The sequence below is a fragment of the Pantoea sp. 18059 genome (assembly GCF_902706165.1).
GTDB lineage: Bacteria > Pseudomonadota > Gammaproteobacteria > Enterobacterales > Enterobacteriaceae > Pantoea > Pantoea agglomerans.
In genome coordinates, this window is record NZ_CACSJS010000001.1 from 436,130 (window position 1) to 460,072 (window position 23,943).

Annotated in this window: 26 protein-coding genes; 9 read left to right on the forward strand and 17 right to left on the reverse strand. The window is 55.7% G+C overall.

What is annotated here, in order from left to right; genetic code table 11:
- Positions 1-5: 5 nt before the first annotated feature.
- The 5 genes from GVJ63_RS02030 (at position 6) to hrpT (ending at position 3,749) form a co-directional block, all read left to right on the forward strand.
- On the forward strand, positions 6-587 hold the full coding sequence (locus GVJ63_RS02030; RefSeq protein ID WP_235038332.1) for a serine kinase: 582 nt from the start codon (positions 6-8) through the stop codon (positions 585-587).
- Positions 574-1,170, forward strand: coding sequence for a type III secretion system stator protein SctL (gene sctL / locus GVJ63_RS02035; RefSeq protein ID WP_159226354.1), 597 nt, complete (start codon positions 574-576; stop codon positions 1,168-1,170). The genes GVJ63_RS02030 and sctL overlap by 14 nt, the downstream gene beginning before the upstream one ends.
- A 75-nt stretch (positions 1,171-1,245) precedes the next feature.
- A complete protein-coding gene (locus tag GVJ63_RS02040; protein WP_010245930.1) occupies positions 1,246-1,473 on the forward strand; it encodes a hypothetical protein in 228 nt (75 codons plus the stop codon).
- Positions 1,474-1,497: 24 nt separating this feature from the next.
- Complete coding sequence (gene sctC / locus GVJ63_RS02045) at positions 1,498-3,546, forward strand: type III secretion system outer membrane ring subunit SctC (protein WP_010669970.1); 2,049 nt, start codon at positions 1,498-1,500, stop codon at positions 3,544-3,546.
- 17 nt (positions 3,547-3,563) lie between these two features.
- Positions 3,564-3,749 carry an HrpT family type III secretion system protein gene (hrpT, locus tag GVJ63_RS02050; RefSeq protein WP_010669971.1) on the forward strand — a complete coding sequence of 62 codons (186 nt, stop codon included), beginning with the start codon at positions 3,564-3,566 and terminating at the stop codon, positions 3,747-3,749.
- 299 nt (positions 3,750-4,048) lie between these two features.
- Here the strand turns inward: hrpT and sctU are convergent, their stop codons facing one another.
- Genes sctU through sctW form a run of 11 tightly spaced genes read right to left on the reverse strand, consistent with a single transcriptional unit; the run spans position 4,049 to position 14,394 of the window.
- Positions 4,049-5,134: a type III secretion system export apparatus subunit SctU gene (sctU, locus tag GVJ63_RS02055; RefSeq protein ID WP_010245922.1), complete on the reverse strand. Its 1,086-nt coding sequence runs from the start codon at positions 5,132-5,134 to the stop codon at positions 4,049-4,051.
- Positions 5,131-5,946 (reverse strand): type III secretion system export apparatus subunit SctT, encoded by an 816-nt coding sequence (sctT, locus tag GVJ63_RS02060; RefSeq protein WP_010245919.1) that lies wholly within the window; start codon positions 5,944-5,946, stop codon positions 5,131-5,133. Before sctT ends, sctU begins: the two co-directional genes overlap by 4 nt.
- The gene (gene sctS / locus GVJ63_RS02065; protein ID WP_010245915.1) at positions 5,946-6,206 is read right to left on the reverse strand and encodes a type III secretion system export apparatus subunit SctS; all 261 of its coding nucleotides are present in this window, start codon (positions 6,204-6,206) and stop codon (positions 5,946-5,948) included. Before sctS ends, sctT begins: the two co-directional genes overlap by 1 nt.
- A gap of 7 nt (positions 6,207-6,213) precedes the next feature.
- A complete protein-coding gene (gene sctR / locus GVJ63_RS02070) occupies positions 6,214-6,867 on the reverse strand; it encodes a type III secretion system export apparatus subunit SctR (protein ID WP_010669972.1) in 654 nt (217 codons plus the stop codon).
- A gap of 5 nt (positions 6,868-6,872) precedes the next feature.
- The gene (locus tag GVJ63_RS02075; RefSeq protein ID WP_122888955.1) at positions 6,873-7,916 is read right to left on the reverse strand and encodes a FliM/FliN family flagellar motor switch protein; all 1,044 of its coding nucleotides are present in this window, start codon (positions 7,914-7,916) and stop codon (positions 6,873-6,875) included.
- A complete protein-coding gene (locus GVJ63_RS02080; protein WP_122888954.1) occupies positions 7,913-8,452 on the reverse strand; it encodes a type III secretion system HrpP C-terminal domain-containing protein in 540 nt (179 codons plus the stop codon). The genes GVJ63_RS02075 and GVJ63_RS02080 overlap by 4 nt, the downstream gene beginning before the upstream one ends.
- The gene (locus GVJ63_RS02085; RefSeq protein ID WP_029519026.1) at positions 8,449-8,913 is read right to left on the reverse strand and encodes a hypothetical protein; all 465 of its coding nucleotides are present in this window, start codon (positions 8,911-8,913) and stop codon (positions 8,449-8,451) included. The genes GVJ63_RS02080 and GVJ63_RS02085 overlap by 4 nt, the downstream gene beginning before the upstream one ends.
- Positions 8,891-10,249 carry a type III secretion system ATPase SctN gene (gene sctN / locus GVJ63_RS02090; RefSeq protein ID WP_122888953.1) on the reverse strand — a complete coding sequence of 453 codons (1,359 nt, stop codon included), beginning with the start codon at positions 10,247-10,249 and terminating at the stop codon, positions 8,891-8,893. Before sctN ends, GVJ63_RS02085 begins: the two co-directional genes overlap by 23 nt.
- Complete coding sequence (locus GVJ63_RS02095) at positions 10,249-11,115, reverse strand: FHA domain-containing protein (RefSeq protein ID WP_159226355.1); 867 nt, start codon at positions 11,113-11,115, stop codon at positions 10,249-10,251. Before GVJ63_RS02095 ends, sctN begins: the two co-directional genes overlap by 1 nt.
- A 2-nt stretch (positions 11,116-11,117) precedes the next feature.
- Entirely contained in the window at positions 11,118-13,241 is a 2,124-nt protein-coding gene (sctV, locus tag GVJ63_RS02100; protein WP_033771569.1) for a type III secretion system export apparatus subunit SctV, read from the reverse strand.
- A 10-nt stretch (positions 13,242-13,251) separates the two neighbouring features.
- Entirely contained in the window at positions 13,252-14,394 is a 1,143-nt protein-coding gene (sctW, locus tag GVJ63_RS02105; RefSeq protein WP_159226356.1) for a type III secretion system gatekeeper subunit SctW, read from the reverse strand.
- Between the two features lie 275 nt (positions 14,395-14,669).
- Between sctW and GVJ63_RS02110 the strand changes: the two genes are divergently transcribed.
- From GVJ63_RS02110 to GVJ63_RS02120, 3 genes are all read left to right on the forward strand, one after another.
- Entirely contained in the window at positions 14,670-15,215 is a 546-nt protein-coding gene (locus GVJ63_RS02110; RefSeq protein WP_159226357.1) for an RNA polymerase sigma factor, read from the forward strand.
- A 126-nt stretch (positions 15,216-15,341) separates the two neighbouring features.
- Positions 15,342-16,817: a PAS domain S-box protein gene (locus GVJ63_RS02115; protein WP_159226358.1), complete on the forward strand. Its 1,476-nt coding sequence runs from the start codon at positions 15,342-15,344 to the stop codon at positions 16,815-16,817.
- The gene (locus GVJ63_RS02120; RefSeq protein WP_159226359.1) at positions 16,814-17,455 is read left to right on the forward strand and encodes a response regulator transcription factor; all 642 of its coding nucleotides are present in this window, start codon (positions 16,814-16,816) and stop codon (positions 17,453-17,455) included. Before GVJ63_RS02115 ends, GVJ63_RS02120 begins: the two co-directional genes overlap by 4 nt.
- Before the next feature lie 195 nt (positions 17,456-17,650).
- Here GVJ63_RS02120 and ychF read toward each other — a convergent pair whose 3' ends face one another.
- Both ychF and pth read right to left on the reverse strand, forming a co-directional pair.
- Positions 17,651-18,742: a redox-regulated ATPase YchF gene (gene ychF / locus GVJ63_RS02125; RefSeq protein WP_010245885.1), complete on the reverse strand. Its 1,092-nt coding sequence runs from the start codon at positions 18,740-18,742 to the stop codon at positions 17,651-17,653.
- Positions 18,743-18,850: 108 nt separating this feature from the next.
- Complete coding sequence (gene pth, locus GVJ63_RS02130; RefSeq protein ID WP_010245882.1) at positions 18,851-19,438, reverse strand: aminoacyl-tRNA hydrolase; 588 nt, start codon at positions 19,436-19,438, stop codon at positions 18,851-18,853.
- Positions 19,439-19,693: 255 nt separating this feature from the next.
- Between pth and ychH the strand changes: the two genes are divergently transcribed.
- Positions 19,694-19,969 (forward strand): stress-induced protein YchH, encoded by a 276-nt coding sequence (ychH, locus tag GVJ63_RS02135; RefSeq protein ID WP_159226360.1) that lies wholly within the window; start codon positions 19,694-19,696, stop codon positions 19,967-19,969.
- Here the strand turns inward: ychH and GVJ63_RS02140 are convergent.
- The 4 genes from GVJ63_RS02140 to lolB form a co-directional block, all read right to left on the reverse strand.
- Positions 19,966-21,117: a GGDEF domain-containing protein gene (locus tag GVJ63_RS02140; RefSeq protein ID WP_159226361.1), complete on the reverse strand. Its 1,152-nt coding sequence runs from the start codon at positions 21,115-21,117 to the stop codon at positions 19,966-19,968. The two genes, ychH and GVJ63_RS02140, sit on opposite strands and share 4 nt — an antisense overlap.
- A 214-nt stretch (positions 21,118-21,331) precedes the next feature.
- Entirely contained in the window at positions 21,332-22,279 is a 948-nt protein-coding gene (gene prs / locus GVJ63_RS02145) for a ribose-phosphate diphosphokinase (protein ID WP_010245874.1), read from the reverse strand.
- A 136-nt stretch (positions 22,280-22,415) separates the two neighbouring features.
- Complete coding sequence (ispE, locus tag GVJ63_RS02150) at positions 22,416-23,273, reverse strand: 4-(cytidine 5'-diphospho)-2-C-methyl-D-erythritol kinase (protein WP_033771575.1); 858 nt, start codon at positions 23,271-23,273, stop codon at positions 22,416-22,418.
- A complete protein-coding gene (gene lolB / locus GVJ63_RS02155) occupies positions 23,270-23,893 on the reverse strand; it encodes a lipoprotein insertase outer membrane protein LolB (protein WP_010669984.1) in 624 nt (207 codons plus the stop codon). The genes ispE and lolB overlap by 4 nt, the downstream gene beginning before the upstream one ends.
- Positions 23,894-23,943: the final 50 nt, after the last annotated feature.

Consider the following 23,943-nt stretch of genomic DNA (forward strand, 5'->3'; position numbering starts at 1 on the left):
TGATTATGCTCAACGCTGCGCCTGATGAGGAAATTACCCTGCGCTGGTTACGCTGGTGGCACGCTGACTTTTGGTTACAGGCTGATGAAAGCTGGTGCACCCAGCCACTGGCCCGTTTATCTGCGCCTTTGCAGAGGCACTATCTCCGCCAGCATGCCTCGTGCTGGCACCACACACTGGGTGTATCAGGCGAACTGGTCGCGCCGGAGCCGATGGTGCTGGCCATCAGCGACTTAAGCTGCGAACAGCGCGCGCAACTGTTGATTTTAGTCGCGGAAATTTGCGCCGGAGCCATGCCGCTACCCGCAGAGCTAAAGATCTGGTTGCGGCGTCTGGCGAAAGGAATGCGCATTGAGTGCTGGCTGCCCGCCGGGCTTTTCACTACTGGCGGCAGCGCCGACAGCCTCTGTCTGCTGCAGGCGTTATTTCCGGCTATCTGGCCGCGCCTGCGGCTACTCTTCCCTGTAAGCGACGCGCCGGTAAACCCGGCACTTTCACTGCCTGGCCATCGTCTGCGTCCTTTATGGGAAACGGCGCTCTGGCAGGTGCAACAACATTCGGGAGAGACGCGCGATGTGGAAACTTAAAAGCCTGCATCTGCAGGGCGGCAGCGCCCCACCGGGTAATGTGCTGCGCCGCGAGGAAATTGCGCTCAGGCTTGAAGCGGCTTCCATTATCGAGCTGGCCCATAAACAGGCGCAAACGATCCGCGAGCAGGCACGCGCCGAGGCACAAGCCGAAAGGGCGGCCAGCCAGCGCGAATGGGAAGCCCGGTTCTGGCAGCAGGCGCAGACGCTCTTTGCGGACTGGCAGGAACAGCGTGCAGCCGAAGAGACGCAGCTGGTGTTGCTCGCTGGAAAGGTTCTGAACGAGGCACTGCAACACCTGCTCGATGAGGTGGATGATGAGCGCCGTTTTCACGCGTTGCTCAGACAGTTGTTGCGTCACTATCCGCGTCAGCAGCAGGCGACGCTGTATTGCGCCAGTGGGCAGGAGCAGGAGATTAACGGCTGGCTGGTCGCGCAGCCGCAGCTTCGCTGGACGCTGTGCGCCGACCCGGCGCTTGAGCCAGATCGCTTGCGGCTTATTACCGACGCAGGCGAGCTGATGGTTAACTGGCGGACGCTGTACCAGCAGCTCGCGCCAGCGCTGGCAGAAGAGAATGCATAAAAAAAGCAAAAACAGTGGAACTGCTTCGCTTGTCGCGCCACTTAACAGGGGTGTCCAACAAGAGGAGTCAATATCATGAGTTCCAGCGATCTGTTACAGCGTCAGTTATCTTCCAACTCAAACCGCAAACATCATGAAGCCTATCAGTTTGCCCGCGATGTTTCGGGCGAATCGTTCAGCATTGCGGATATGTATGCTTTCCAGAATCGCCTGCAGGATATGTCCAACGCCAGCTGGGCAAGTTCGCAATACACCCAGTTCAGGTTTGGTATCCGTAAAGCGATCATCGACGCTGTTAACTAAGCCCCTGTCATCAAGGAGTCAGGCGTGTTTACGTTTTCTTTTCCGGGCCGCCTGCTGGCGGCCATTACCCTGCTGCTACTGAGTATGGGCATCACAAACGCTCGTGTGCCGGATGAGTGGAAGAATGGTGCGTATGCCTATTCGGCAGATAATACCCCGCTTAATATTATTCTTGACGATTTTGCCAGCAGCTTTGGTGTTGAGGTCAATCTTGGCACGCTGGGCGACAGCAATGTCACAGGTAAACTGCGCGCAGACAGCCCGGAAGCGTTCCTTAATCGCCTGGCGCTTGAGTATCGCTTTCAGTGGTTTGTTTATAACAACACGCTCTACGTCAGCCCGCAGGCAGCGCAAACTTCCCAGCGTATTGAGATTTCCCCGGAAGCCGCGCCGGATCTGAAAGAGGCGCTGCGCGGTGTCGGCCTGCTGGAACCCCGCTTCGGCTGGGGCGAACTGCCGGATGAAGGCGTGGTATTGGTGACCGGTCCGCCGGAGTATGTGCGCCAGATAACGGAATTTGCCCGTAAATCGGAAAGCAAACCTGAAGCCGGGGCCAATAAAGATATGATGGCATTCCCGCTGCGTTATGCGGCCGTGGCGGATCGCACCATTCGCTATCGCGATCAGGAGCTGCTGGTGCCGGGGGTGGCCACCATTCTGAATGAACTGCTGGGTCAGTCCAGCAACGCCTCTTCCGGAAGAATGTCATCAGGCCAGGGAGAGGATGAACAGGTATCACGTGAACAGTCGCAAAGTGTTTTAAACGAGCTGATTAATCGCAATATGCCGGCCTCCGGACGTAAAAAGGCGCCTGTCAGCAGTCTGGCGGGTAAAGTATCAGCGGATGTGCGTAACAACCTGCTGCTGGTGCGTGACGATCCGAAAACCCGGGACGCTTATCAGGCATTAATTAACGCCATTGATGTTCCGCAAAAGCTGATCGAAATTGATGCAGTGATTGTCGATATCGACCGCAGCGCGCTGAAACGCTTCTCCAGCAACCTGGCCGGTCAGTTTGGCAGTGTCGCCAGCGGCGCCAATATGCTCTCCGGTGCCAGTACACTGTTTGTGACCGATTTCCAGCGTTTTTTTGCCAGTATCGAAGCGATGGAGGGGGAAGGGACGGCATCCATTATCGCTAACCCCACTATCCTCACGCTGGAGAATCAGCCCGCGGTGATTGATTTCAGCGATACTGCCTTTATACGCGCCATTGGCGAGAGGGTGGCGGATATTCAGTCTGTCACCGCAGGCACCAGCCTGCGGGTGACGCCACGCGCAATCACCACTTCACAAAAATCGGCTATCCAGCTCATTGTTGATGTGGAAGATGGCAAGCTCAATAAAGATGATGAGGGCGATGCGCAGGGAACCCATAACGCAGCGGTCAGCACCCAGGCGCTGGTGGAGGCGCGACGCTCGCTGGTTCTGGGCGGGTTCCATTCCAAAGAGACGGGCGACCGTGAGCGACGCATCCCGATCCTCGGCAGTATTCCGCTGATCGGCAAGCTCTTTACCTCAACGCGCTATGAGACCTCCCAGCGTGAGCGGCTGTTTATTATTACGCCGCATTTAATTGGTGACCAGGTCGATCCGACCCGGTATATCGCTGCCGAGTCGCGCGAACAGCTTAATAGCGCGATGGATGAGGTAACTAATCGTCATAAGTACACCGACGTCAAAGGGATGGTGGAAGGCGCGATGCGCGACCTGGCGCTGAACCGCGTGCCAGCGGGGATGACCAGCGGTGGCACGGGCCAGACGCTTTCCTCCCTGTGCCGCATTTCGGGCGCTTTCGGGAGCGATTTCCGTCGCCATCAGTGGTACGGCAATAGCAGCGTACAGATAACCGTTGGGGTGATCACCAACAACACCCAGCAGACTCAGCGTTTTGATGAGAGTCTGTGCCGCAGCGACCGCACGCTGGCGGTAGCGGTCTGGCCGCGTGGAGAACTGCGTCCGGGTGAATCGGCGGAGGTATTCGTCGCATTTGATAGCAATGCTCCGTCACGTCCTTCTCGCGCTTCGCTGCTCTCTTCAGCAGGCGGTGCACCGGCCAAAAACCTCTACTGAGCTGATAAGGAAAAAGCATGTTAGTGAGAATAATTGTGCTTACCGCCGCCGCGCTGGTGCTGAGTGCCTGCGCGCGGCCGCAGGGCGGATGTAATGACGTGGGCTGTCGCCCCTCTTCAGACCTGCATAACCTGACCATCTGGTGGCAACCACAACTGCGTAATGGCCCGAACGACTACACGCGGATAACGGTAGATAACTAATCACGTTTCGGCAGTCCCAGGCCCCGGCTGATCGATGGGGCCATATTTTAACGAGAATCGACCATAGCTATTCACCTTCCGTTTCCGGGAAGCCTGTGTGCGGCGCACTCTTTGCCCGCATGCCAGTGCTGGTAATGCTATTCCATTACGTCAGTTTTCCTGCAGCAGACCGCAGGCGGCTCTGTTATCAGCAACCGCTTGCCGGTTTCACCCCGGCGTTTAATACTGGCTTTTATTCAGCAGGCACGTGAGATGCAGATGTTAATGCCTGATAAGATAGTGCGGAGTTACCCTCCGCACTATTCTTCCCGAATCTCAATCACCTCATCCAGATAGTGATCCTCCAGCTCCCGCAGCAGACGATAGACGTGCGCGACGGCATTTAACGTTTCGCGTGGAACATAAGCCCCTTCGCGCGTGGTGCGCCACAGAGTGCGGGTCAGCCAGATAAAGCGGATAACCGGTCTCTTTTTACGCTGCGCTTCTTCAATTAATGCCCGCGCCTCTTCATCGCAAGCCTTGAACAGCAGACGCGGCAGCGGCGTTTCATCCGGGCGATAATAGAGACCGACGGCAAAATGGGTGGGATTAACCAGCAACACATCCGCGTCTTCCACGTTAATCTCACGGGCAGGCAGCGGCTCTTCATTCAGGATCTCCTGAGCCAGCTGACGGCGGTGGCCTTTCATATGCGGATCGCCTTCGCTCTGCTTAAATTCGTTTTTGATATCTTCATGACTCATACGCTGCTGTTTGAGGAAGAAATAGCGCTGAATACCAAAATCGAACAGGCTGATTATTAGCATCACCATCAGCACCCGACGTGACACCTTCATAAACAGCGCCATCACCCCCTGCCAGAAACCGTTGAGATCGCCAAGCGCCAGCTGAGCAAGGCCACCGAGGTCCGGCATGATCGCCTGCCATACCACCAGGCCTATCACCACCGCTTTAAAGATGCTGGTCAAAAGCTGGGTAAACTGGCGGGCGGAAAACATATTCTTCAGATGATTAAACGGGTTAAGCGCATCCGGTTTCGGTGCCAGCGCTTCGGTGGAGAAGAGTGGGCCGAACTGCACCCAGCCGCCCACCACCCGCAGCAGCATGGCAATGGCGCACGCGATGCCCACCAGTACCAGCATTACGGTGACGCTATCACTTATTACTTCCTCCATCGCGTGATCGAATGGGTCGCGCAGACGCGTTAACGGCAGCAGCATCATCGCCTGCAACCGCTGCATCCCGGTATCCACCATAGCAAACAGGGTCTCAAGGATACCGATTGAGATAAGCAGCTTAGGGATATCCTGGCTCTGGCTGACCTGGCCTTTTTTGCGCGACTCTCTGAGTTTTTGCGGTGTAGCGTCTTCGGTTTTTTCGCTCATGGCGCGCTCCCGGCTGAAGGGGCAAATATCTGCGACAGGACAGGGATAAGATCGCGCAGTTCATACAACCGCGCATTACCCAGATGGTCCAGCAGTGGCAGATAGAGGATAAAAAACAACATGCCGAGCAGGCATTTCAACGGAATTGTCAGGGCAGTCGCCTGTAGCTGTGGGCTATAGAGACTCATCACACCGATGGCAAAATCGAGCAGCAGCATCAGCGCCACCGGCGGCCCGGCATAAAGCACCATATCGCTGAAGATTTTCCCCAAAAGCGTAAGCCAGACGTGAAAACCTGCCTCTGCGGGGAAAGGTATCCACTGGGTGGCGGACCAAAGATGATAGCTGTCCCAGATCACCTGGGTGATGGTCGATAATCCCAGCCCTGTGACCAGCAGCAATATCAGCACCTGCTGCATTAACTTACCCAGAGGCGTCACATCCGGCCCCAGCTGGGGGTTAATTTGTCCACCCATTAAGGCACCCCGCTGGTTATCGAATAACGCACCAACAGACTCATATAGCCAGAAAGGCAACGCCAGCAACAATCCGAGCAGGGTGCCTATCATCAACTCTTTGAGTACCAGCCCTGCCAGCGCCATCATTGTCGGCTCAAGCACATCAATTTGTTCTTTGATGCCTGGGGCGATAAACAGCGCCAGCGCCACAGCAATGGCGGTTCGCAGCAGCCCTTTTATGACGCTAAAAGAGAATATCGGTGTCAGTAACAGGCAGGGAAAGATGCGCGCCATGCCAAGTCCCAGCGCGAGGATGGCATGAAACGTATCGGTGAGTGGGTAACCTGTCAGCATCAGGAACTGACCGTTGACATCATCGCAAACGCCGCCTGCGCCAGCTCCATCAGTTCAACACCGACCCAGCGCCCGGTAAGCGCCAGCGTCAGGCCGACCGCGATAAGTTTGATGCAGAACGGCAGGGTCTGATCCTGCAACTGCATCGCGGCCTGTACCAGTGAAATAATTACCCCGGAGATCACTGCCACCAGCAGCGGCGGCGCGGAGAGGATAACCACCAGCAATAACCCCTGGCGAAACAGCGTCAGAATATCCATGATGACCTCATAAATAGCTGTAGAACAGGCCGTCGAGCAGCCGCGTCCAGCCGCTGATGAGCACAAACAGCAGGATCTTCAGTGGCAGCGAAACGGTCATCGGCGACACCATCTGCATCCCGAGCGCCAGCAGGATATTCGAGACGATCAGGTCAACGACAATAAAAGGAATAAAGATCAGAAAGCCGATTTTGAAACCGTTCTGCAGCTCCGATAGCACGAAGGCCGGGATAATGAGCAGCATATTTTCGGGGGTGACCGAATCTGCCATTTTCTTTGGCCACATACGCTGGGCATTTTCCTGCAGATGGATGACGATGTCCGGATCGGTATTTTTATGCATAAACGTTTTCAGCGGTTCGATACCATTAGCGGCGGTATATTCGAGCCGCTCCATACTGCTGAAATCGACAGGGATCGCTTTCAGCCTGTCGGTCATATCGCTAAATACCGGCGCCATAATAAATAGCGTTGCCGCCAGCGCAATGCCGTTGAGCGCCATCGTTGGCGGCACCTGCTGCACGCCCATCGCGTTGCGCGTCAATTGCAGCACCATCGTAATTTTCAAAAAGCTGGTACAGATAATGAGCATCATCGGCAGCAGTGCCAGTGCGCCGAGAAACAGCGCCAGCATAATCGGGTTGAGTGGCCCCATCTCCATCGGAATCACCTGTTCACATCCCCGACGCTCGCCACGCCCGGCAGCATGTGAGTAATCTGCAACCCCAGACGTCCTTCGACATCGACCAGTTCGCCTTTCGCCAGCGGAAACTCGCCGTGACATAGCAGTGCTTCACCGGGCACGACGTTTTCGACCGTGACCGTCGAGCCAACATCCAGACGATTTAACTCACCCAGGGTAAGTCTGAGATGGCCGCAGCGCACGGTCAGGGCCAGCGGCAGCGCATCAAAAGGTGATGCCACAGGCGCCGTTGTTTCAGTCAGGCCTTCATTCGCTTGAGGTGTATCGGCAGGCAGATTATCTTCGGGGGTCACATTCATGTAACTATTCTCCAGACGGGTAATAAGAAAACGGGCAGGATGCCCCTCCCCGAACAGCAATTCGCCCTTAAGGTGCAATTGCGCAAGGCGAAGCTCGCCGCGACCGGTCGGGAAAAAATACGAGGTAGCAGGGAAAATCACATCACCGGGGCGAAGTGTGCGTAACTGCGAGGGAGCAAACGACACCGCACCCAGTTCTATCGGCAGCGATAACGGCAGGGCGCTGCAAAGCGGTGCAGGGAGCGGAGCCCAGCCAGGCTGGTTTAACAACGCCGCCAATGTGGCGGGGGCAAGATATAACTGACTTTGCGCCTGCGCCTCACCGATCGTGACGCTAATCGCAAGCCACATCCCCTCAACCGGTGCGCAGAGCGCGTCCTGCGGCGTCAGGTCGCCAAATAGCGCGCGCAATGCCGGGCTGAGATGCTGGTTAAAGAGCGGCCAGTACCAGTCAGCGCACGCCCCGGGTTCTGGCAGCAGCGGGCAAGTGGAAAACAGACTCAGCAGCGCTTCGCTCTCCGCCAGAGATAACCCTCCCGCCTTGCATGAGAAGCTCTGCGTCGGTGGCCGCTCGCCGGGGGGGGCGAGCCGCAGCTGAAGCTCACCCGCTTCGCCCGCAAGGGTAAAAGGATAGCCAAGGCCGTGGCCGATACGCTGGCGCAGGCTGGCTTCTTCGCGCGGCAGAGTGCGCAGGGATAAGGGTTTCATTCCCGGCCTCCGCGCTGCTCAAAACGCAGGCGCACAGCGCAGGCCATCCGGCGGCGCAGGGACTCACGGCAGCGTTCCTGATGGGCGGCCATCATCGTCATGGCAGGTGGCGCAAAACGCAGGCTGATATCCCAGCCCGCGGCAAAAGGACTCAGGCGGGCATCCACTTCGCCTAAAAGGGGCAGCAGTAGCGTCATCGATATCGGGCCAGCAGGCTCCTTTTCTGCCATGGCGCACAGGGGGGGCTCCAGTTGTTGCCAGGCCCTGGCCGGAGAAGCGGGAGCCACATGCTCATGGGATAACTGTGACCCAAAAGAGGGGGAGCCTTCCCAGGGTATGATAAGCGGTTGCGGCAGTTCGCTGGGGATGAGCAACAGCGCGTCGAACAGCGAACCCTCTTCGCGAAACGGCTCGGTGCGGGATTTACGCTCGGATGTCGCGACGTCTGAAGGTCCGGTCTGCGGCGAACGGCGCTGCACCTCCGGCCGTGCAGGCGGCGCTGGATTATTTTGCGGGGGGTGGGGTAAGGCTGTCATCGTAATGCCTCGCTGTGCGCCATCAGATATTCCAGTTTTTCCACATCGCGCAGACGCGCCTGTGTTTGCTGCTGTGTGTGCTGCACCTGTTGTTGTTGCATGACCTGCTGTGCGCGGCACTGTTGCAACTGATTACGCTGCCCACTCACCGCGTCGCTGGCCTGGCGCTCCCGGGCCAATCCTCCGACCAGACGCTCCTGTTTTTGCAGTCCCGACTGGTGGTGTCCGGCAAAGCTATCGCGCAGTTGCTGATAATGCTGTTGTGCGGCTTCAAGCTGGTGTTCCGCCTCGGCTGACTGACGTTGCGTTTCGCACAGCGCCTGCTCCGCTTGCCGTTGCAACCGTTCGCAGCGGCGTAAGCGCTGGCGGCGAATTGGCAGCAGCAGAGAGAAGGCCTGCTGCAATTCAGCGCTGCCCTCATCAGTCGTGATGTCGTGATCAGGTAGCGGATGACGGCGCATGCTGGCTTACCTCCGCTAAGTAATGCAGTGTGTCGTCATATCCGCAGGGCGCGTGCATCGCCTGTTGCAGATAGCCATTTATCGCCTCCTGAGCCGATACTGCCGCATCGGTCATGGCATCATGTCCCGGCTGGTATTCTCCCAGGCGGATTAACATTTCTACCTGCTGCCAGGCGGACATCATGCGGCGCAGCTGCGTGGCGTCGCGGCTATGCTCGCGAGTCGCAACGTTGCTCATGGTTCGGCTCAGGCTTGCCAGTACATCAATTGCCGGGTAGTGACCGCGCTCCGCCAGACGACGGGTCAGCACAATGTGGCCATCAATCAGGGATCTCACTTCGTCCGCGACCGGATCGTTCATTGAATCGGCTTCAATCAGCACGGAATAGAGGGCGGTGATGGCCCCCCGTGAGGTCTGTCCTGCGCGCTCCAGCAGGGTGGGCAATAAGGTATAAACCGAAGGCGGCAGCCCGCCGCGACCCGGTGGCTCGCCCAGCGCGAGGCCGATTTCACGCTGGGCACGGGCAAAGCGGGTCAGGGAGTCGAGGATTAACAGCACGTTCTTACCCTTATCGCGCCAGGCTTCGGCGATGGCAGTGGCAGTAAAAGCGGCCCTGGCGCGTTCCATACTGCTGCGATCGGAGGTGGCGCAGACGAGCACCGTACGGCTGCGCAGCGCCTCATCCAGTTCGTGGTCAAGAAACTCGCGCAATTCGCGCCCACGCTCGCCAATCAAACCAAAGACAATGACATCGCAGGGCGTATTACGGGCAATCTCCGCCAGCAGGGTGGTTTTCCCGCAGCCCGCGCCGGCGAAGATCCCCACCCGCTGTCCCACGCCCAGGGTCAGCGGGCCATCAATGGCGCGAATGCCGGTCGGCAGCGGCGTATCGATGCGCGGACGATCGGTGGGTGCCGGGGCATCGCCCAGTACGCCTACCGCATCATCCACCGTACCGGGCAGGGCGAACGCGCCAGGCTGGCCTGCATCCAGTGGACGGCCAAAGCCGTCAAGTACGCTGCCGAGCAGGGCGTCGGACACCACAATACTGTGTGGCAGGCGCAGCGGAACCACGCGCGCGCCCCGGGCTATGCCGTCGAGCTGGCCAAGGGCGGAGAGCAGCGTGTGCTGCGGGTTAAAGCCGACCACCTCTGCCAGCACGCTTTGCCCGTCATCCCGGGCGATCTGGCAGAGATCGCCAATCCGCGCCTGAGGCAGGCTACTTTCAAGCAATATCCCGCTGATCCCGGTAATGCGACCAAAGCTTTCGACCGGCGAAAAGCAGGTCAGCCGCCGCCGCTGCTGCTGATACCACTGCTCCAGTGTCATCGTCATTACCAGCTCACCTTAATGTTATCGCGCCCGTTAAACTCGATCTGGGTACTGGTAATCGCCACCAGCCGCAGGTTGTCTACTTCATCGCCGATAAACAGACGCTGCCCATCATCAGTGACAATATTGGCGCGGCTACCGGTGGTGATTTGCACAATGCGAAACGGCAGTCTGACCTTCAGCAGCCTGACCTGGTTATCCAGCGGGATATCGCTGGTGTACGTTGCGTTAAAGCGCTCCAGCATTCGTTTATAGATTTGCATCTGTGGCTTACTGAGGCGGCCTGTAAGACGCAGTCGCTGATTATGCATGTCAACTTTCACGAGGCTCGCCAGATCGCGTTCGCGCAACATTTTCTGTAACGGAGCCTGCAATTCTGCGGGAGTACTCAGTGGCCGGGAGGAGGTGACCTGAGTCTGGGCTACGGTGGGCTGCAAAACCCAGCTCATTACTGTCAGAGTGAGCAGCAACATCAGGCTCCAGACCAGCGTGCGGATGCTGCGGGTGAATATCCCTTTACGTGCAGCGACCGGGGGTATGGCCTCATTCGGTGCTTCAGCAGTTTCTTCTGGCATAGAAGGGGTGGCAGGCGGCATACAGGCGGCCCACGGCGTGTCGATACGCGCGACGCAGAGCCAGACGTCAGCGACCTGAAAAGGTTCTTCACTATTAATGGCATAGGCTTCCCCGCCGTGCGGTTGTGCCAGCCACCGGGTCTCTTCCCGGCGCAGCTCGCACTGGCGGGCAGCAACGCGAGCATCGCTAAGCATCAGATCGGCCTCATCGGCGTGGCCAATCAGCCATTTATCACCGAAGAGGGGTAACGCGGCGCCTAAATGCAGGCCAGACAGCACGCGCAGTTCGAACATGGTTAACTCTCCCACGTGGTAAGTGAGTAAGCGGCCGGATCGAGCTCTATACGCCCCAGCACATTTACTGCGAGATTGGGTTGCAGCTCTGCAAACGAGAGCACCGGCACATAGTGGAACTCTTCCTGAATAAGCCCGCGCATCGGGCTGCGCAAATCCTGGGCGACCAGCAGCACCGCGCTTTCCGGGGTGTCAACGGGGAATGCGTTGGCGATGAGCGGGAGAATGGCGCTGATCTGCTCATGGGTTAGCGCAAAGAACAGATCGTTTTGAGTCTGACGAAGCGAGTCACGCAACTGTTCTTCCAGTTCCGGTGTCAGCAGCCAGACATGCAGGCCGTCCGGACGGGCATACTGGTAACAGAGATGATTTTTTAACGAGATGCGCACCTGGTCGGTCAGCAGCCAGATGTCGCGCTCATGCTGCCCATGCTCGATCAGCGCTTCGGCAATTGCCCGAACCGATCGCAGCGGAATGCGTTCTGAAACCAGTTTTTGCAGGACGCTGGAGAAACGTGAGAGGGGCATCACGCGCTGTAACTCCTGCGACAGCTCCGGCTGCTCTGATTCCAGCCAGCTCACCAGCGCGCGGGTTTCCTGCAGACCAATAAAATGCGGGCTGCTGGCGTGAATAGCGTTCTCCATGCGCTTTACCAGGATTTCGCGCGCCGTCCAGCGCTCGACCTCTTCGTTTTGCAGCAGCGGATGATCCGCCGCCAGCCAGATAAGATCGCCTTCCTGACGCTGCTCGTCGCCCTCTGCCACGCTTTCCCTGTCGGTTGACGCGATCTCGTCCAGCCAGCGGCGTTTCACCGCCCGATGCGACACGTTAAATGTCCCTTTTACTTTCGGGATTTCATAAACCGAGAAGCGAAACTCATCTTCCGTCTGCTGGTCGAGAAACTCGATATCGAACGCTGGCAGGGTAAAGCCGAAGTGGTAAACGATACGGTTACGCAGGCGGCGAATATCCTGCACCAGCTCCAGCATCTCCGGATGGCCGCGCCATGAGGACGAGAAATTGATCAGATAAGGTCGTGTTGGGTTGAACTGACGTAAATCCTCCTTGCCGTTCAGCTCAGGGGGAATGACCTCATTTTCCATTTGCGGCTGCGCAAGGCTCAGGGTCTTTCTGACACGCCAGATTTGAAAACCGCCGCTAATCATCGTCAGCGCGGCCAGAAGCAAAAAAATTGCCGTTGGCATACCTGGCAGCAGGGCAAAGCCCACCATCCCCATTGAGGAGAGCAGCCAGGCTTTCGGCTGGCTGGTTAACTGCTCGGCAATCTCGCGGCCGATATTATTGTCAGCCGTCTGCTCATTGTCGGACGAGACGCGGGTAATCAGCATCCCGGCGGTCAGCGAGATCAGCAGCGCAGGGATCTGTGCAATCAGTCCGTCACCGATGGTCAGAATCGAGTAGATATGCATCGCTTCGCCAGCAGGCATGCCCAGCTGCAGCACGCCAATACTGATGCCGCCAATCAGGTTAATCACGACAATCACCAGCCCGGCGATAGCGTCACCTTTAACAAACTTCATCGCGCCATCCATCGCCCCGAATAACTGACTCTCTTTTGCCAGTTCATTACGCCGGTTTCTGGCCTGTACCCCATCAATCAGTCCGGCGCGCAGATCGCTGTCGATGGACATCTGCTTACCTGGCATTGCATCAAGGGTAAAACGCGCAGCCACTTCGGCTACCCTTTCGGAACCTTTGGTAATGACCAGGAAGTTCACCACAGTCAGGATCAGGAACATCACCATCCCTACCGCAAGGTTGCCGCCCACCACAAAGTTACCGAAAGCCGCCACCACATGGCCTGCATCCTGCTGAATTAAGATCTGGCGGGTGGTGGAGATAGAGAGTGCCAGGCGGAACATGGTGGTGAGCAGCAGCACGGCGGGAAAGGTTGAGAACGCCAGCGGCTTAGGCAGATACATGGCCAGCACGACCAGCAGAGATGACAGGCAGATATTCACCGCTATCAGCGCATCAATTAATGGCAGCGGTAAGGGAATAATAAGCATAAACACCAGCGCCATGGCAAAAGCCGCACCGACCACTTCGGAGCGTTGCATGGCGCTGATCGCGATTCGATTCAATATCTGAAACAGGGTATTCATCTTTGTTGCCTCACGACGCAGCGTTCCGGTTGCGGCGTTGCTGTTGCTGCTCAGTTTTAGTGACGTCCGTAATCATGCCGCGCAGCAGTTTTAACGCGTTGTCACGATTTTCCTGAGCGGGCCACAGCGAGGCTGGCACGCCGTGCAGGAGCGGAAAAAGCGAACTAAAAAAGAGCGGCAGATGTTGCCTGTTCTGGCCGACAATCTCGTCTGCCAGCCCGGTAAAATCACTCTGATAAGCGCCGTTATGGCTGATTTGCAACATCCGGCGTGCCAGAGTCAGGCTGTTCATGGCAACACTGGGCAGTTTGCTGCGCATACGCTGCAAAAAGGCAGTGCTGTCGCTCAGCGTCTGGCTTATCCCGGCAGCATCGCGCAGTCCGCGGTGGATACGTCCGAGGGTAATAACGCTGATTGAGGGGGCAAGTGCGGCGATATCATCCGCCAGCGCGCGCTGCAGAGTACGCAGCGTCGGGATCAGATTACGCGAGCCGATCAGCTCCAGCAGCATATCCAGCATCCTGGTTGCGGACTGCTGGTGGACGATGCCGTCGTAATAGAGGTTGCGCAACGACTGTTTACGCTGCGGATCGCGGGTATACCCGGCGATGGCTGACGCCGTGTTGTTGCCTGCACGAATGGTCTGGCCGTGGGTCTGCTGTAGCTTATCCAGCTGGGCCCCGGCCAGCCCGGCCAGTTCCCCGTCGCCTTTATCCTGTGCCTGTTCGCCGATCACACGCAGTAGCAGGGCGCTGCGCGCCGGATCGCCGCCGGTCTTTTCCAGAAGTGTGTCGCTATCCGGCGGCGGATTCTGGCGCAGGGCGGCACGTAGCCACGCCATCTGCTCCAGCGTTTGTTGTTCATCGCCGCCGTCGAGTAGGGAAAATAGTGCATTCAGCTCTCCGACTTTGCTGAGCGCATGCTTGCCACGCTGCTGGTTCCGTGACGCATTACGGCGGTCCTGCGCCTTTTGCCTGCGTTCCATCTTTTCACTGAACGCGGCGCCCATTTCTTCCATCGCGTCATTCAGTGACGTTTCCCGCGCGCGGACATTATCCGGCACGTCGTTTTTACCTGCTGTCTGTGGCGTGTTTTTATGCAGAGCTTTTAGCGAGTGCGCCAGCGCCGGTATCGCATGTTGTATTTTGAGCATCGCCAGCCATCCTCAATGGTTATTACTCTCTTTCTGTGTCAAATAACGCTTACCGGTTCCAAAAAAAGCGGTAAAAAAAAGTGGAAATAATTTCATCCGGAAATCAGTGCAATTTTTTGCATTATTCATCGATTAGGAAGGGTAAAAACTGTCTCAGATAATTCTGTATGGAGAATTAATTGTTTTCATAAACAGCAGCTTATTTGTTGAGCAGCAGATGGCATATCTCTTGCTATGTAACGAAATCAATTGCTACTAATGAGAGAGATAAGAAAATGATTAATTCAACGCTCGTATCCGCTGTCGCAGAGTCACCCTTAGCAATTAACGTAAACTGGGATGAGATCTTCGTTATGCATAATAAGAAGCTGTTAAATTTCATTCGAAAACGTATTGCCAGCCATGAAGATGCTGATGACATCCTGCAAATGACCTGTTTGGAAGTGTTGTGTAATCGCCATAAGTTTCGCGGCGCATCCCGTCCGGAAACGTGGGTATTTGGCATCGCAGTTAATTTGATTCGCAACTACTACAAATCAAAACAGATCCACTATCTGTTTGATAATCTTAATGATGAAGTTATCGCCGATCTGCTGCTGGATAATGATCCCAGCGATCTGACGGAAAACAGGCAATTACTGAGTCATACGCTGGCATCCCTCGAAATTTTACCGAAAGACGTCAGGGTGATGCTGTCTATCCTTGTGGAGGAGGAGGGCAGCTATCAGGATATCGCTCAGCAGTTAGAAATCCCGGTAGGCACCGTGCGCTCTCGGCTCTCACGCGCGCGGGAAACATTAAAGGGGAGAATTTACGCCTGAATATGGGCCTGCGAAAAATGGCAATTTAACTGCTAAGCTTATCAGCTCGTTAATATTTAGCGGGTTATGACTATCATGCCGTCGGAACGTTATTCTCTGCGGCTTGATAAATCCGTGGAGGGAATAATGCTTTTACAGGGTGTATCTGACCAGAATGACAATCACAAAACTACTATCACCGGTTTATCAAATATTGCCTTAAACAAAATTCATGATGCGATATATTTGATAGACAGCCAGCTGCATATCAAATATGTCAATGAAAAGGCCTGCCAGTTGACGGGATATTCCCGCGAGGCATTTTCGCAGCTCAGCTTTGACATCATTGATAAAGAACTGCGCGACAATGATGTTTTTGCCCTGTGGTGGAAACTCAGTACCCGCCCTGAAGGGATACAATTCACTTCACATCATACCGGCCGGCATGACGTTTTTCCCGTAGAAGTGAGTTGTAGCGGATATCACCAGGATGGTGAGCTGCATATCTTATGCATTGTGCGCGATATGCATGAAATTCGCCGGCAAAAAGAGCAGCAGCAACTTCGGGAAAAACAGCTGCATCAGGTAGTGGAAAATTCTCCCGACCTCATTTTACGGTTTGATTTGCAGACCCGCTGCCTCTATGCCAACCTGGCGGTCCGCAGCTGGTTTAATCTTAGCGAAAACGATATCAGTCGGGTGCCGCTGACTGAAAGCGTGCAGCGCGGGGGGATTGGACTGAGCCTGTTTAAGCTGGTCTCACGCACGATGGTTGATGAGAAAGTGGCCGAAGATGAGCTGGTGGTAAAGCATCAGGGTGATAAACGTACCCTGCATGTGCGCTGCGTGCCGGAATATGATTTACAGGGCGAGCTGGTTAGCGTGCTGGCGGTTGGGCGCGATATCACCGCAATCCGCAAGACCGAAGAGGAGTTGCGGCAGTTAACTCATAATCTCGAGCGGGCGCGGGAAGCGGAAAAAAAACAGCTGGCGCGTGATATTCATGACGAGCTGGGCCAGCATTTAACCGCTCTGCGTACAGGGTTGTCGCTGCTGGCGATGCGTAAAGATCAGCCTGTCGATGCGCAGCAGGCAAAAATTCAGCAGCTGATGGTGCATCTGGACAGCACGATTCAGGTGGTACGGGATGTCTCGACCCGCCTGCGGCCTAACGTTCTCAATCTTGGTTTAATTCCGGCGCTGGAATGGTTGCGCGATCAGTTTATAAAAAACAATGGAATCCGCTGCATTTTACTGGCACCTGATGAACATACCGTGGTGCTGGATGAAGCGACGCTGACGGCGGCGTTTCGCGTGGTACAGGAGTCTCTCACCAATGTCGTCCGCCATGCCAGAGCCAGCAATGTTTATATCTTCGTCAAACTCACGCCGGATGAGCTGCTCATCGAAGTTGTCGATAACGGTAAAGGTTTTCATCTGAATCGAGTGAAGAAAGGGACGTGTGGGCTGCACGGCATCAGGGAGCGAGGACGCATGCTAAATGGAGAAGCGACCATCGATAGTACACCTGGTAAAGGGACCCGGGTTAAACTGAAATTCCCCCTCTCTGTAAGCGCTAAATCAGTCGCATCCTGTCCGAAAACCGGGAGTATTAACCGATGAGTAAATGCATACGTCTGATGATTGCCGACGATCATGCCATTATGCGCGAGGGCCTGAAGCAAATTTTTGCTCTTGATGACAATATCGACGTGGTATGCGAAGCATCGGATAGCGGCCAGGTGCTGGAGCGCCTGCGTCAGCACGAAGTCGATCTGCTGCTGCTCGATATTTCGATGCCTGGCATGAGCGGAGAAGATCTGATTACCCGCCTGATGCCTCTCTATCCCCGGCTGCGCATTCTGGTATTGAGTATGTACAACGAACCGCAAATTACCCGGCGGGTGTTAAATAATGGTGCGCTGGGCTATATCACCAAAGACAAGTCGCCGGATGTTTTACTCAAAGCGATTAGTACCGTGGCGCAGGGATCACGCTATATCGATCACGATCTGGCACAGGAGATTATCTTCTCCGACTACCAGAGCAATAATCGTGCGCCTCATGAGAGCCTGACGATGCGCGAACGGCAAATCATGATCATGCTGGCCCACGGGGAGTCGATTAATGCGATAGCCGATGCGCTCTCCATCAGTAATAAAACCGTCAGCACCTATAAATCACGCATGATGAAGCGAATGAAATTTACCAATAATGCCCATATCGTGAAATATTCCCTGCAGCATAACCTGGTGCAATAACGTCTTAAGGCTCCGCCTGATAAGCCTCGGGCGGGGTCGATCTGAAAGTATTTTGCAGCACGGCTAATGGGAAGGACGTGTCCGCCTGAATTTTACCCCGACCGCATAATAAAAAATCCACGCCATGGCGTGGATTTTAGGGAGTCTGTCAGACTTCATGGTTTTGATGAAACCCCATGAGACAACAATTTTTAATCAGACGTTGAACAGGAAGTTCATCACATCGCCATCTTTCACGATGTACTCTTTACCTTCTGAACGCATCTTGCCGGCTTCTTTAGCACCTTGCTCGCCTTTATAAGCGATGAAATCTTCAAACGCGATGGTCTGGGCGCGGATAAAGCCTTTCTCGAAGTCGGTATGGATTTTACCAGCAGCCTGCGGAGCCGTCGCGCCAACCGGGATAGTCCATGCACGCACTTCTTTTACGCCAGCGGTGAAGTAGGTCTGCAGGTTCAGCAGGGAGTAACCAGCGCGGATAACGCGGTTCAGGCCTGGCTCTTCCAGTCCCAGCTCTGCCATGAACTCGTCACGGTCTTCATCTTCCAGCTCGGCGATATCCGACTCAACGGCGGCGCACACTGGCACCACGACTGAACCTTCCGCTTCGGCGATAGCGCGCACCTGATCCAGGTACGGGTTGTTCTCGAAACCATCCTCATTGACGTTAGCAATGTACATAGTGGGTTTCAGAGTCAGGAAGCTCAGATAGCGGATTGCCGCTTTGTCGTCCTCATCCAGATTCAGTGAACGCAGCATGCCCGCTTCAGAAAGATGCGGCAGACACTTCTCCAGCGCAGCCAGCTCAGCCTTAGCATCTTTGTCGCCGCCTTTGGCTTTCTTCTGCACACGCTGAATCGCACGTTCACAGGTCTCAAGATCGGAAAGCGCCAGCTCAGTGTTGATCACGTCAATATCTTCAGCCGGGTTAACTTTGCCCGCGACGTGGATGATGTTGTCGTTTTCAAAGCAGCGCACCACGTGACCAATCGCTTCGGTTTCGCGGATGTTGGTCAGGAACTGGTTACCCAGGCCTTCACCTTTTGACGCGCCTTTTACCAGACCGGCGATATCGACGAATTCCATGGTAGTCGGCACCACGCGCTGCGGCTTAACAATCTCAGAAAGCTGGTCGAGACGCAGGTCAGGCATCGGCACCACGCCCGTGTTTGGCTCAATGGTGCAGAAGGGGAAGTTAGCCGCTTCGATACCCGCTTTAGTCAGCGCGTTAAACAGAGTGGATTTACCGACGTTCGGCAGGCCCACGATACCGCATTTGAATCCCATGGTTTGATACCCTTTATAACTGGATGGACAGTGCGCCAGAAGGCGGACTGTCGGAGACGAATTGAAAAATTTCGCGCATTATACACGGAATCACGACGATTCGGGCGTTTAAGCAGGCTTGAAGGCGTGCAGCCGGTTCATCGCCTTGATACGATCCTCTTTCAGCCACAGTTCGGTGCAGCGCGCCGCCTCATCAATGGCATCATCAATCAGCTTCTGCTCACTGGCGGGCGGCTTGCCCAGCACAAATCCGGTCACCTTGTTGCGATCGCCGGGATGCCCGATACCGATGCGCAGCCGATGGAAATTGTTGTTGTTGCCCAGTTTGCTGATGATATCTTTCAGCCCGTTATGGCCGCCATGCCCGCCGCCCTGCTTGAACTTCGCCACGCCGGGTGGCAGATCGAGTTCATCATGCGCCACCAGGATCTCTTCTGGCGCGATGCGATAAAAGGTCGCCATCGCCGCCACGGCTTTCCCGCTCAGGTTCATAAAGGTGGTCGGCACCAGCAGGCGCACATCCTCTCCGGCTATCGCAAGGCGCGCGGTATAGCCATAGAATTTGCCTTCCTCTTTCAGTGACTGATTGTGGCGCTCAGCCAGTAAATCCAGATACCAGGCACCCGCATTGTGGCGCGTGGCGGCATATTCAGCGCCTGGATTGGCTAGGCCCACAATCAGTTTAATGCTGCTCACAATGATTATCCTGCTGTTATCGCGAAAGGGCGTTAGTTTACTTCGCCACGGGCGAGATGACAAAGTACAAGCATCGAAATGGTTCATGACGGTGATTAATCATTTTCTATCGAAATCAACAGGCTGCAATCAGGGCCAGTTAATTATTTATGGCTGATGTGTGATCCAGTCCGCAACGTTATCTTCACCCATTGCCTAAGCTTATGGCACTTAACATTGTGTGCGGTTATTGACTCATATGGATGGAGGTGCAGCATGAAACATCAACACTGCCGCGTAGCGGGTAACAGCTTGATGGTACTGGGATTAGTCACAATGGTGCTGGGCGTGGGTTTCTCAATTATGAACCAGCTTCCCGCGCTTGATCTGCCAGATGCGCTGGCGCAGGGCGCAATCCTCGGCATCTTTGTTGGTGCAATGATGTGGCTGGTCGGGGCGGGTTTGAGTGGTCGTGAAAAGGTTGAAGATCGTTATTACTGGCATCGTCACTATGACAAACGTTGTCGCCGGTCGCACAATTCTCACCATTAACTGATGCCAGCAGTGACCGGATGCTGCGCGATGCGGTTCCGGCCGCTGGCCTTGGCGTGATAGAGCGCTTTATCCGCCAGTGCGAGTAAATCGTCAAAACCCTGCTGCTGATGTGTGACCGTTGCAAACCCAATGCTGACCGAATAGGCAATTGAATTGGGTTGTGACGCACAGACCTCCCGCCGAATCGTCTCGCACCAGGCCTCTGCCTCTGTTGCCGCCGCCGGAATTATTGCGGCAAACTCCTCTCCACCCAGTCGCGCAAAACGCCCCTCAGCCGGTATCAATCCTCTGACAATGTCGCAAAAGTGAATCAATATCTGGTCGCCCTGTTGATGGCCATACCGATCGTTAATGCTCTTAAAATGATCCAGATCGAACAGTATCGCGCTATATGGCCGGTTCTGACGGCGGCATCGCACCACAATCTTCTCTGCTTCATTAAATAAAGCCCGACGATTCCAGACGCTGGTCAGAGGATCGTGCATCGAGGCATGCTCTAAGACTGACTGCATCCGTTCATTCACCATGGCCAGGATAGTAAATGTCAGACCGATGACAAACAGAATCGATTCCAGGATGACGTAAATCGAGAAGTTTGATCCGCCAATGGCGCCAGGCAGCGTGCTGGGAATCGCGCTGTCCAGAAACAGGCGAGCCAGGTGAAACAGCAGATGGATCCACAGCAGCAACTGCGCAGGCCAGAAGGTCACCTTTAGCGTGGCACGCGCCAGCCAGACCAGCTGGATCAGTGCCGCGGTATAGACGATGCAGGCGATGCAGAGCACCAGCACCCGTTTGGGTAAGCTGTAATAGAATGCCGGGAAACAGCAGAGGAGTGCCCAGAGCAGGGCGCCCAACAGCCAGTGAGTGCCGATGGGCTTACCGCAGAAGCGCCGGAACGCATTTAACAATCCGCCGTAAGCCAGCATCACTAAAACGTTACCCACTGCAACGGGCAGGAAATGCAGGCCACTGCTGCGCAGGCTACTTAAGAATACGGCAATCAGGGTGAAAACCAGCGACAGGCAGGTGAAGCCGAGAACGCGATCATACTGCGATCCGATCCAGGCAAAAAACATGATGATGCTCAGAAAACCCAGCACATAAAGCTCGCAGACAAATAACGTATAGATATCGAGGCTCATGGCGGTCAGGGTTCTTATGAAAAGTGCGCTGCAAATTACCACTTAACGGCACAGGGCAGAAGCGGGGAACGCGGCGTTTTATCAAAAGAGTGGGTGGCGTTGAAAATAGGCGATTTTGGGGAAATTTATCGCGAAAATATCAGAAAAAGAAGCGCGTTAATCGGGCGCCCGGCAGGCATAAAAAAACCGGGCACAGGGCCCGGTTCCGCGAAGATTAATGCTCGAACATTGCCGAGATTGACTCTTCGTTACTGATGCGGCGAATGGCTTCGGCCAGCATGCCAGATAAGGTCAGCGTGCGCACATTCGGCAGTGACTTAATCTCCTGAGAGAGTGGGATGGTATCGCAGACGATTACCTGGTCGAGCACAGATTTACGCAGGTTTTCAACCGCATTGCCGGAGAAGATCGGGTGGGTCGCGTAAGCAAATACGCGTTTAGCACCACGCTCTTTCAGCGCTTCAGCCGCTTTGCACAGCGTGCCGCCGGTGTCGATCATGTCGTCGACCAGCACGCAGTCGCGGCCAGCAACGTCACCAATGATGTGCATCACCTGAGAAACGTTCGCGCGAGGGCGGCGTTTATCAATGATGGCCATATCGGTGTCGTTCAGCAGTTTAGCGATAGCACGGGCACGTACTACGCCACCAATATCGGGAGAAACAACAATCGGGTTTTCCAGACCGATCTGCATCATATCTTCCAGCAGGATCGGACTGCCAAATACGTTATCAACCGGGACGTCGAAGAAGCCCTGGATCTGCTCGGCGTGCAGGTCAACCGTCAGAACACGGTCAACACCGACGCTGGAAAGGAAGTCTGCCACTACTTTAGCGGTGATAGGCACACGCGCGGAACGCACGCGGCGATCCTGACGGGCATAACCAAAGTAGGGGATGACTGCGGTAATACGACCAGCAGAAGCACGACGCAGCGCGTCGACCATCACAACCAGTTCCATCAGATTATCGTTGGTGGGGGCACAGGTGGACTGGATGATGAAAATATCACCACCGCGTACATTTTCGTTGATCTGTACGCTCACTTCACCATCACTGAAACGTCCTACAGCGGCGTCTCCCAGGCTGGTGTAAAGGCGGTTGGCAATACGTTGTGCTAGTTCCGGGGTGGCGTTACCAGCAAATAGCTTCATATCAGGCACGAGAAGAACCTCAGGCTTTGCGTCCAGAGAATGAACGGCATGACTGTAACCGGCGCGTACGGTCATGTGCGTTCACACGGGTGTGTTGATGCGAAACGTGCAGTGTCCGGAACGTGGTGACACTGTCACGCATTCGCTAATCGCCTCGCAGGGTACGCTGTAGCGGCGAAACATTTACGCCCCGGGCTACAAATGCGCGTACCCCATTCGGGGCAAGCTCCAGCACCTGGCGGGCAGCAGACTCGGTGTCGAATTCAGCAAACACACAAGCGCCCGTGCCAGTCAGGCGTGACGGCGCGTATTCTAGCAGCCAGGAAACAAGCTCATCAACCTCACGAAAACGTTTTCTTACCACTGCTTCACAATCATTGGTGAAGGGTGATGCTAAAAGCGTCGATAAACTGCGCGATGGAGTATCTCGCGTCAGTTCGGGGTCGTTGAATACTACTGGGGTGCTGATATTCACGCCGGGATGGGCGACAAGATACCACTTTTCTTCCGGCTCTGCGGGATGAAGTTGTTCACCCACCCCCTGGGCGAAGGCCGCGAAGCCCTGGACAAACACCGGCACATCCGCGCCCAGCTTCACACCCATCGACGCCAGCTCATCCGGCGTGAAGCCGGTTTGCCACAGATGATTCAGCGCCACCAGTACGGTTGCCGCATCAGAGGAGCCGCCACCGAGACCGCCACCCATGGGCAGGTTTTTCTCAACGGCAATCTGCGCGCCCGCGTGAGCGGACAGGCGATTGTTATCCTGCGCCGCCTGTTTCAGCATGTTTGCGGCGCGGACAATCAGGTTATCCGCATCCGCAACGCCTGCCACGGGCGTTAACAGAGTAATCGAGCCGCTTTGATCGACAGTAATCTGCAGCTGGTCACCGTAATCAAGAAACTGAAACAGCGTCTGCAGGTTGTGATAGCCGTCGGGACGACGGCCGGTGATGTAGAGAAAAAGATTCAGTTTTGCCGGGGCAGGCCAGTGGGTGATCATTGAACGGTCCAGCCGTCCATACGCAGTTTAATCCGCTGGTCACCCTCTTTCAGCTCCAGGCTCGAAGGCAGCGGCGGGGTGACTTTGCTGTCGTAGCCCGCAATAGAGACCTGCCAGTTCTGACCGTCGCGGCTGTAGTTCAGGCTGCTCAGCTGATAGCTCTCATTGAGCTGATAGTCGGTGGCATCGCCTGGCAGACCCATCATCCACTGGCGCAGATTCGCCAGCGGAATGTTCATGCCGGTCAGCTGCGAAATCATTTTCTGCGCATCGTTGCTGACGTAACGCTTGCCTTTGTTATCGACGATCTGTACCACCGAGCCCTGCGCATCCAGCTGCAGTTCGGTGCTGCCCAGCGGGTTGGTCAGCAGCAGGCGATAGCGATCGGGCGCGGTCTGCTGCCAGTTAAAGCGGGCATAGACTTTCTGCTTGTCAGAAAGATAGGCAAAGGCGCCGCGGGTCTGATAGTGCGTGACCTTTGAGACCGCCTGCTGATGCTGTTGCCACTGTGGCGCGGTAACGCTGGGGCCCGGGCCTTGCGGTTTGTTGACGCTACAGGCTGCCAGCAGCACGCTGGCAAGGGGCAAAAGGCGCAACAGATTGCGTGGTGAATTAAGCATCAAGTGGTCATCTCCTCGGACACATTTATTATTCGTAACGGATAACGCTA

Excerpts from the sequence above, each read along its gene's own strand:
- GVJ63_RS02030 (WP_235038332.1), top strand. The coding sequence starts at position 6 with ATGCTCAACGCTGCGCCTGATGAGGAAATTACCCTGCGCTGGTTACGC.
- sctL (WP_159226354.1), top strand. The coding sequence starts at position 574 with ATGTGGAAACTTAAAAGCCTGCATCTGCAGGGCGGCAGCGCCCCACCG.
- GVJ63_RS02040 (WP_010245930.1), top strand. The coding sequence starts at position 1,246 with ATGAGTTCCAGCGATCTGTTACAGCGTCAGTTATCTTCCAACTCAAAC.
- hrpT (WP_010669971.1), top strand. The coding sequence starts at position 3,564 with ATGTTAGTGAGAATAATTGTGCTTACCGCCGCCGCGCTGGTGCTGAGT.
- sctU (WP_010245922.1), bottom strand. The coding sequence starts at position 5,134 with ATGAGCGAAAAAACCGAAGACGCTACACCGCAAAAACTCAGAGAGTCG.
- sctT (WP_010245919.1), bottom strand. The coding sequence starts at position 5,946 with ATGCTGACAGGTTACCCACTCACCGATACGTTTCATGCCATCCTCGCG.
- sctS (WP_010245915.1), bottom strand. The coding sequence starts at position 6,206 with ATGGATATTCTGACGCTGTTTCGCCAGGGGTTATTGCTGGTGGTTATC.
- sctR (WP_010669972.1), bottom strand. The coding sequence starts at position 6,867 with ATGGAGATGGGGCCACTCAACCCGATTATGCTGGCGCTGTTTCTCGGC.
- GVJ63_RS02075 (WP_122888955.1), bottom strand. The coding sequence starts at position 7,916 with ATGAAACCCTTATCCCTGCGCACTCTGCCGCGCGAAGAAGCCAGCCTG.
- GVJ63_RS02080 (WP_122888954.1), bottom strand. The coding sequence starts at position 8,452 with ATGACAGCCTTACCCCACCCCCCGCAAAATAATCCAGCGCCGCCTGCA.
- GVJ63_RS02085 (WP_029519026.1), bottom strand. The coding sequence starts at position 8,913 with ATGCGCCGTCATCCGCTACCTGATCACGACATCACGACTGATGAGGGC.
- sctN (WP_122888953.1), bottom strand. The coding sequence starts at position 10,249 with ATGACGATGACACTGGAGCAGTGGTATCAGCAGCAGCGGCGGCGGCTG.
- GVJ63_RS02095 (WP_159226355.1), bottom strand. The coding sequence starts at position 11,115 with ATGTTCGAACTGCGCGTGCTGTCTGGCCTGCATTTAGGCGCCGCGTTA.
- sctV (WP_033771569.1), bottom strand. The coding sequence starts at position 13,241 with ATGAATACCCTGTTTCAGATATTGAATCGAATCGCGATCAGCGCCATG.
- sctW (WP_159226356.1), bottom strand. The coding sequence starts at position 14,394 with ATGCTCAAAATACAACATGCGATACCGGCGCTGGCGCACTCGCTAAAA.
- GVJ63_RS02110 (WP_159226357.1), top strand. The coding sequence starts at position 14,670 with ATGATTAATTCAACGCTCGTATCCGCTGTCGCAGAGTCACCCTTAGCA.
- GVJ63_RS02115 (WP_159226358.1), top strand. The coding sequence starts at position 15,342 with ATGCTTTTACAGGGTGTATCTGACCAGAATGACAATCACAAAACTACT.
- GVJ63_RS02120 (WP_159226359.1), top strand. The coding sequence starts at position 16,814 with ATGAGTAAATGCATACGTCTGATGATTGCCGACGATCATGCCATTATG.
- ychF (WP_010245885.1), bottom strand. The coding sequence starts at position 18,742 with ATGGGATTCAAATGCGGTATCGTGGGCCTGCCGAACGTCGGTAAATCC.
- ychH (WP_159226360.1), top strand. The coding sequence starts at position 19,694 with ATGAAACATCAACACTGCCGCGTAGCGGGTAACAGCTTGATGGTACTG.
- GVJ63_RS02140 (WP_159226361.1), bottom strand. The coding sequence starts at position 21,117 with ATGAGCCTCGATATCTATACGTTATTTGTCTGCGAGCTTTATGTGCTG.
- ispE (WP_033771575.1), bottom strand. The coding sequence starts at position 23,273 with ATGATCACCCACTGGCCTGCCCCGGCAAAACTGAATCTTTTTCTCTAC.
- lolB (WP_010669984.1), bottom strand. The coding sequence starts at position 23,893 with ATGCTTAATTCACCACGCAATCTGTTGCGCCTTTTGCCCCTTGCCAGC.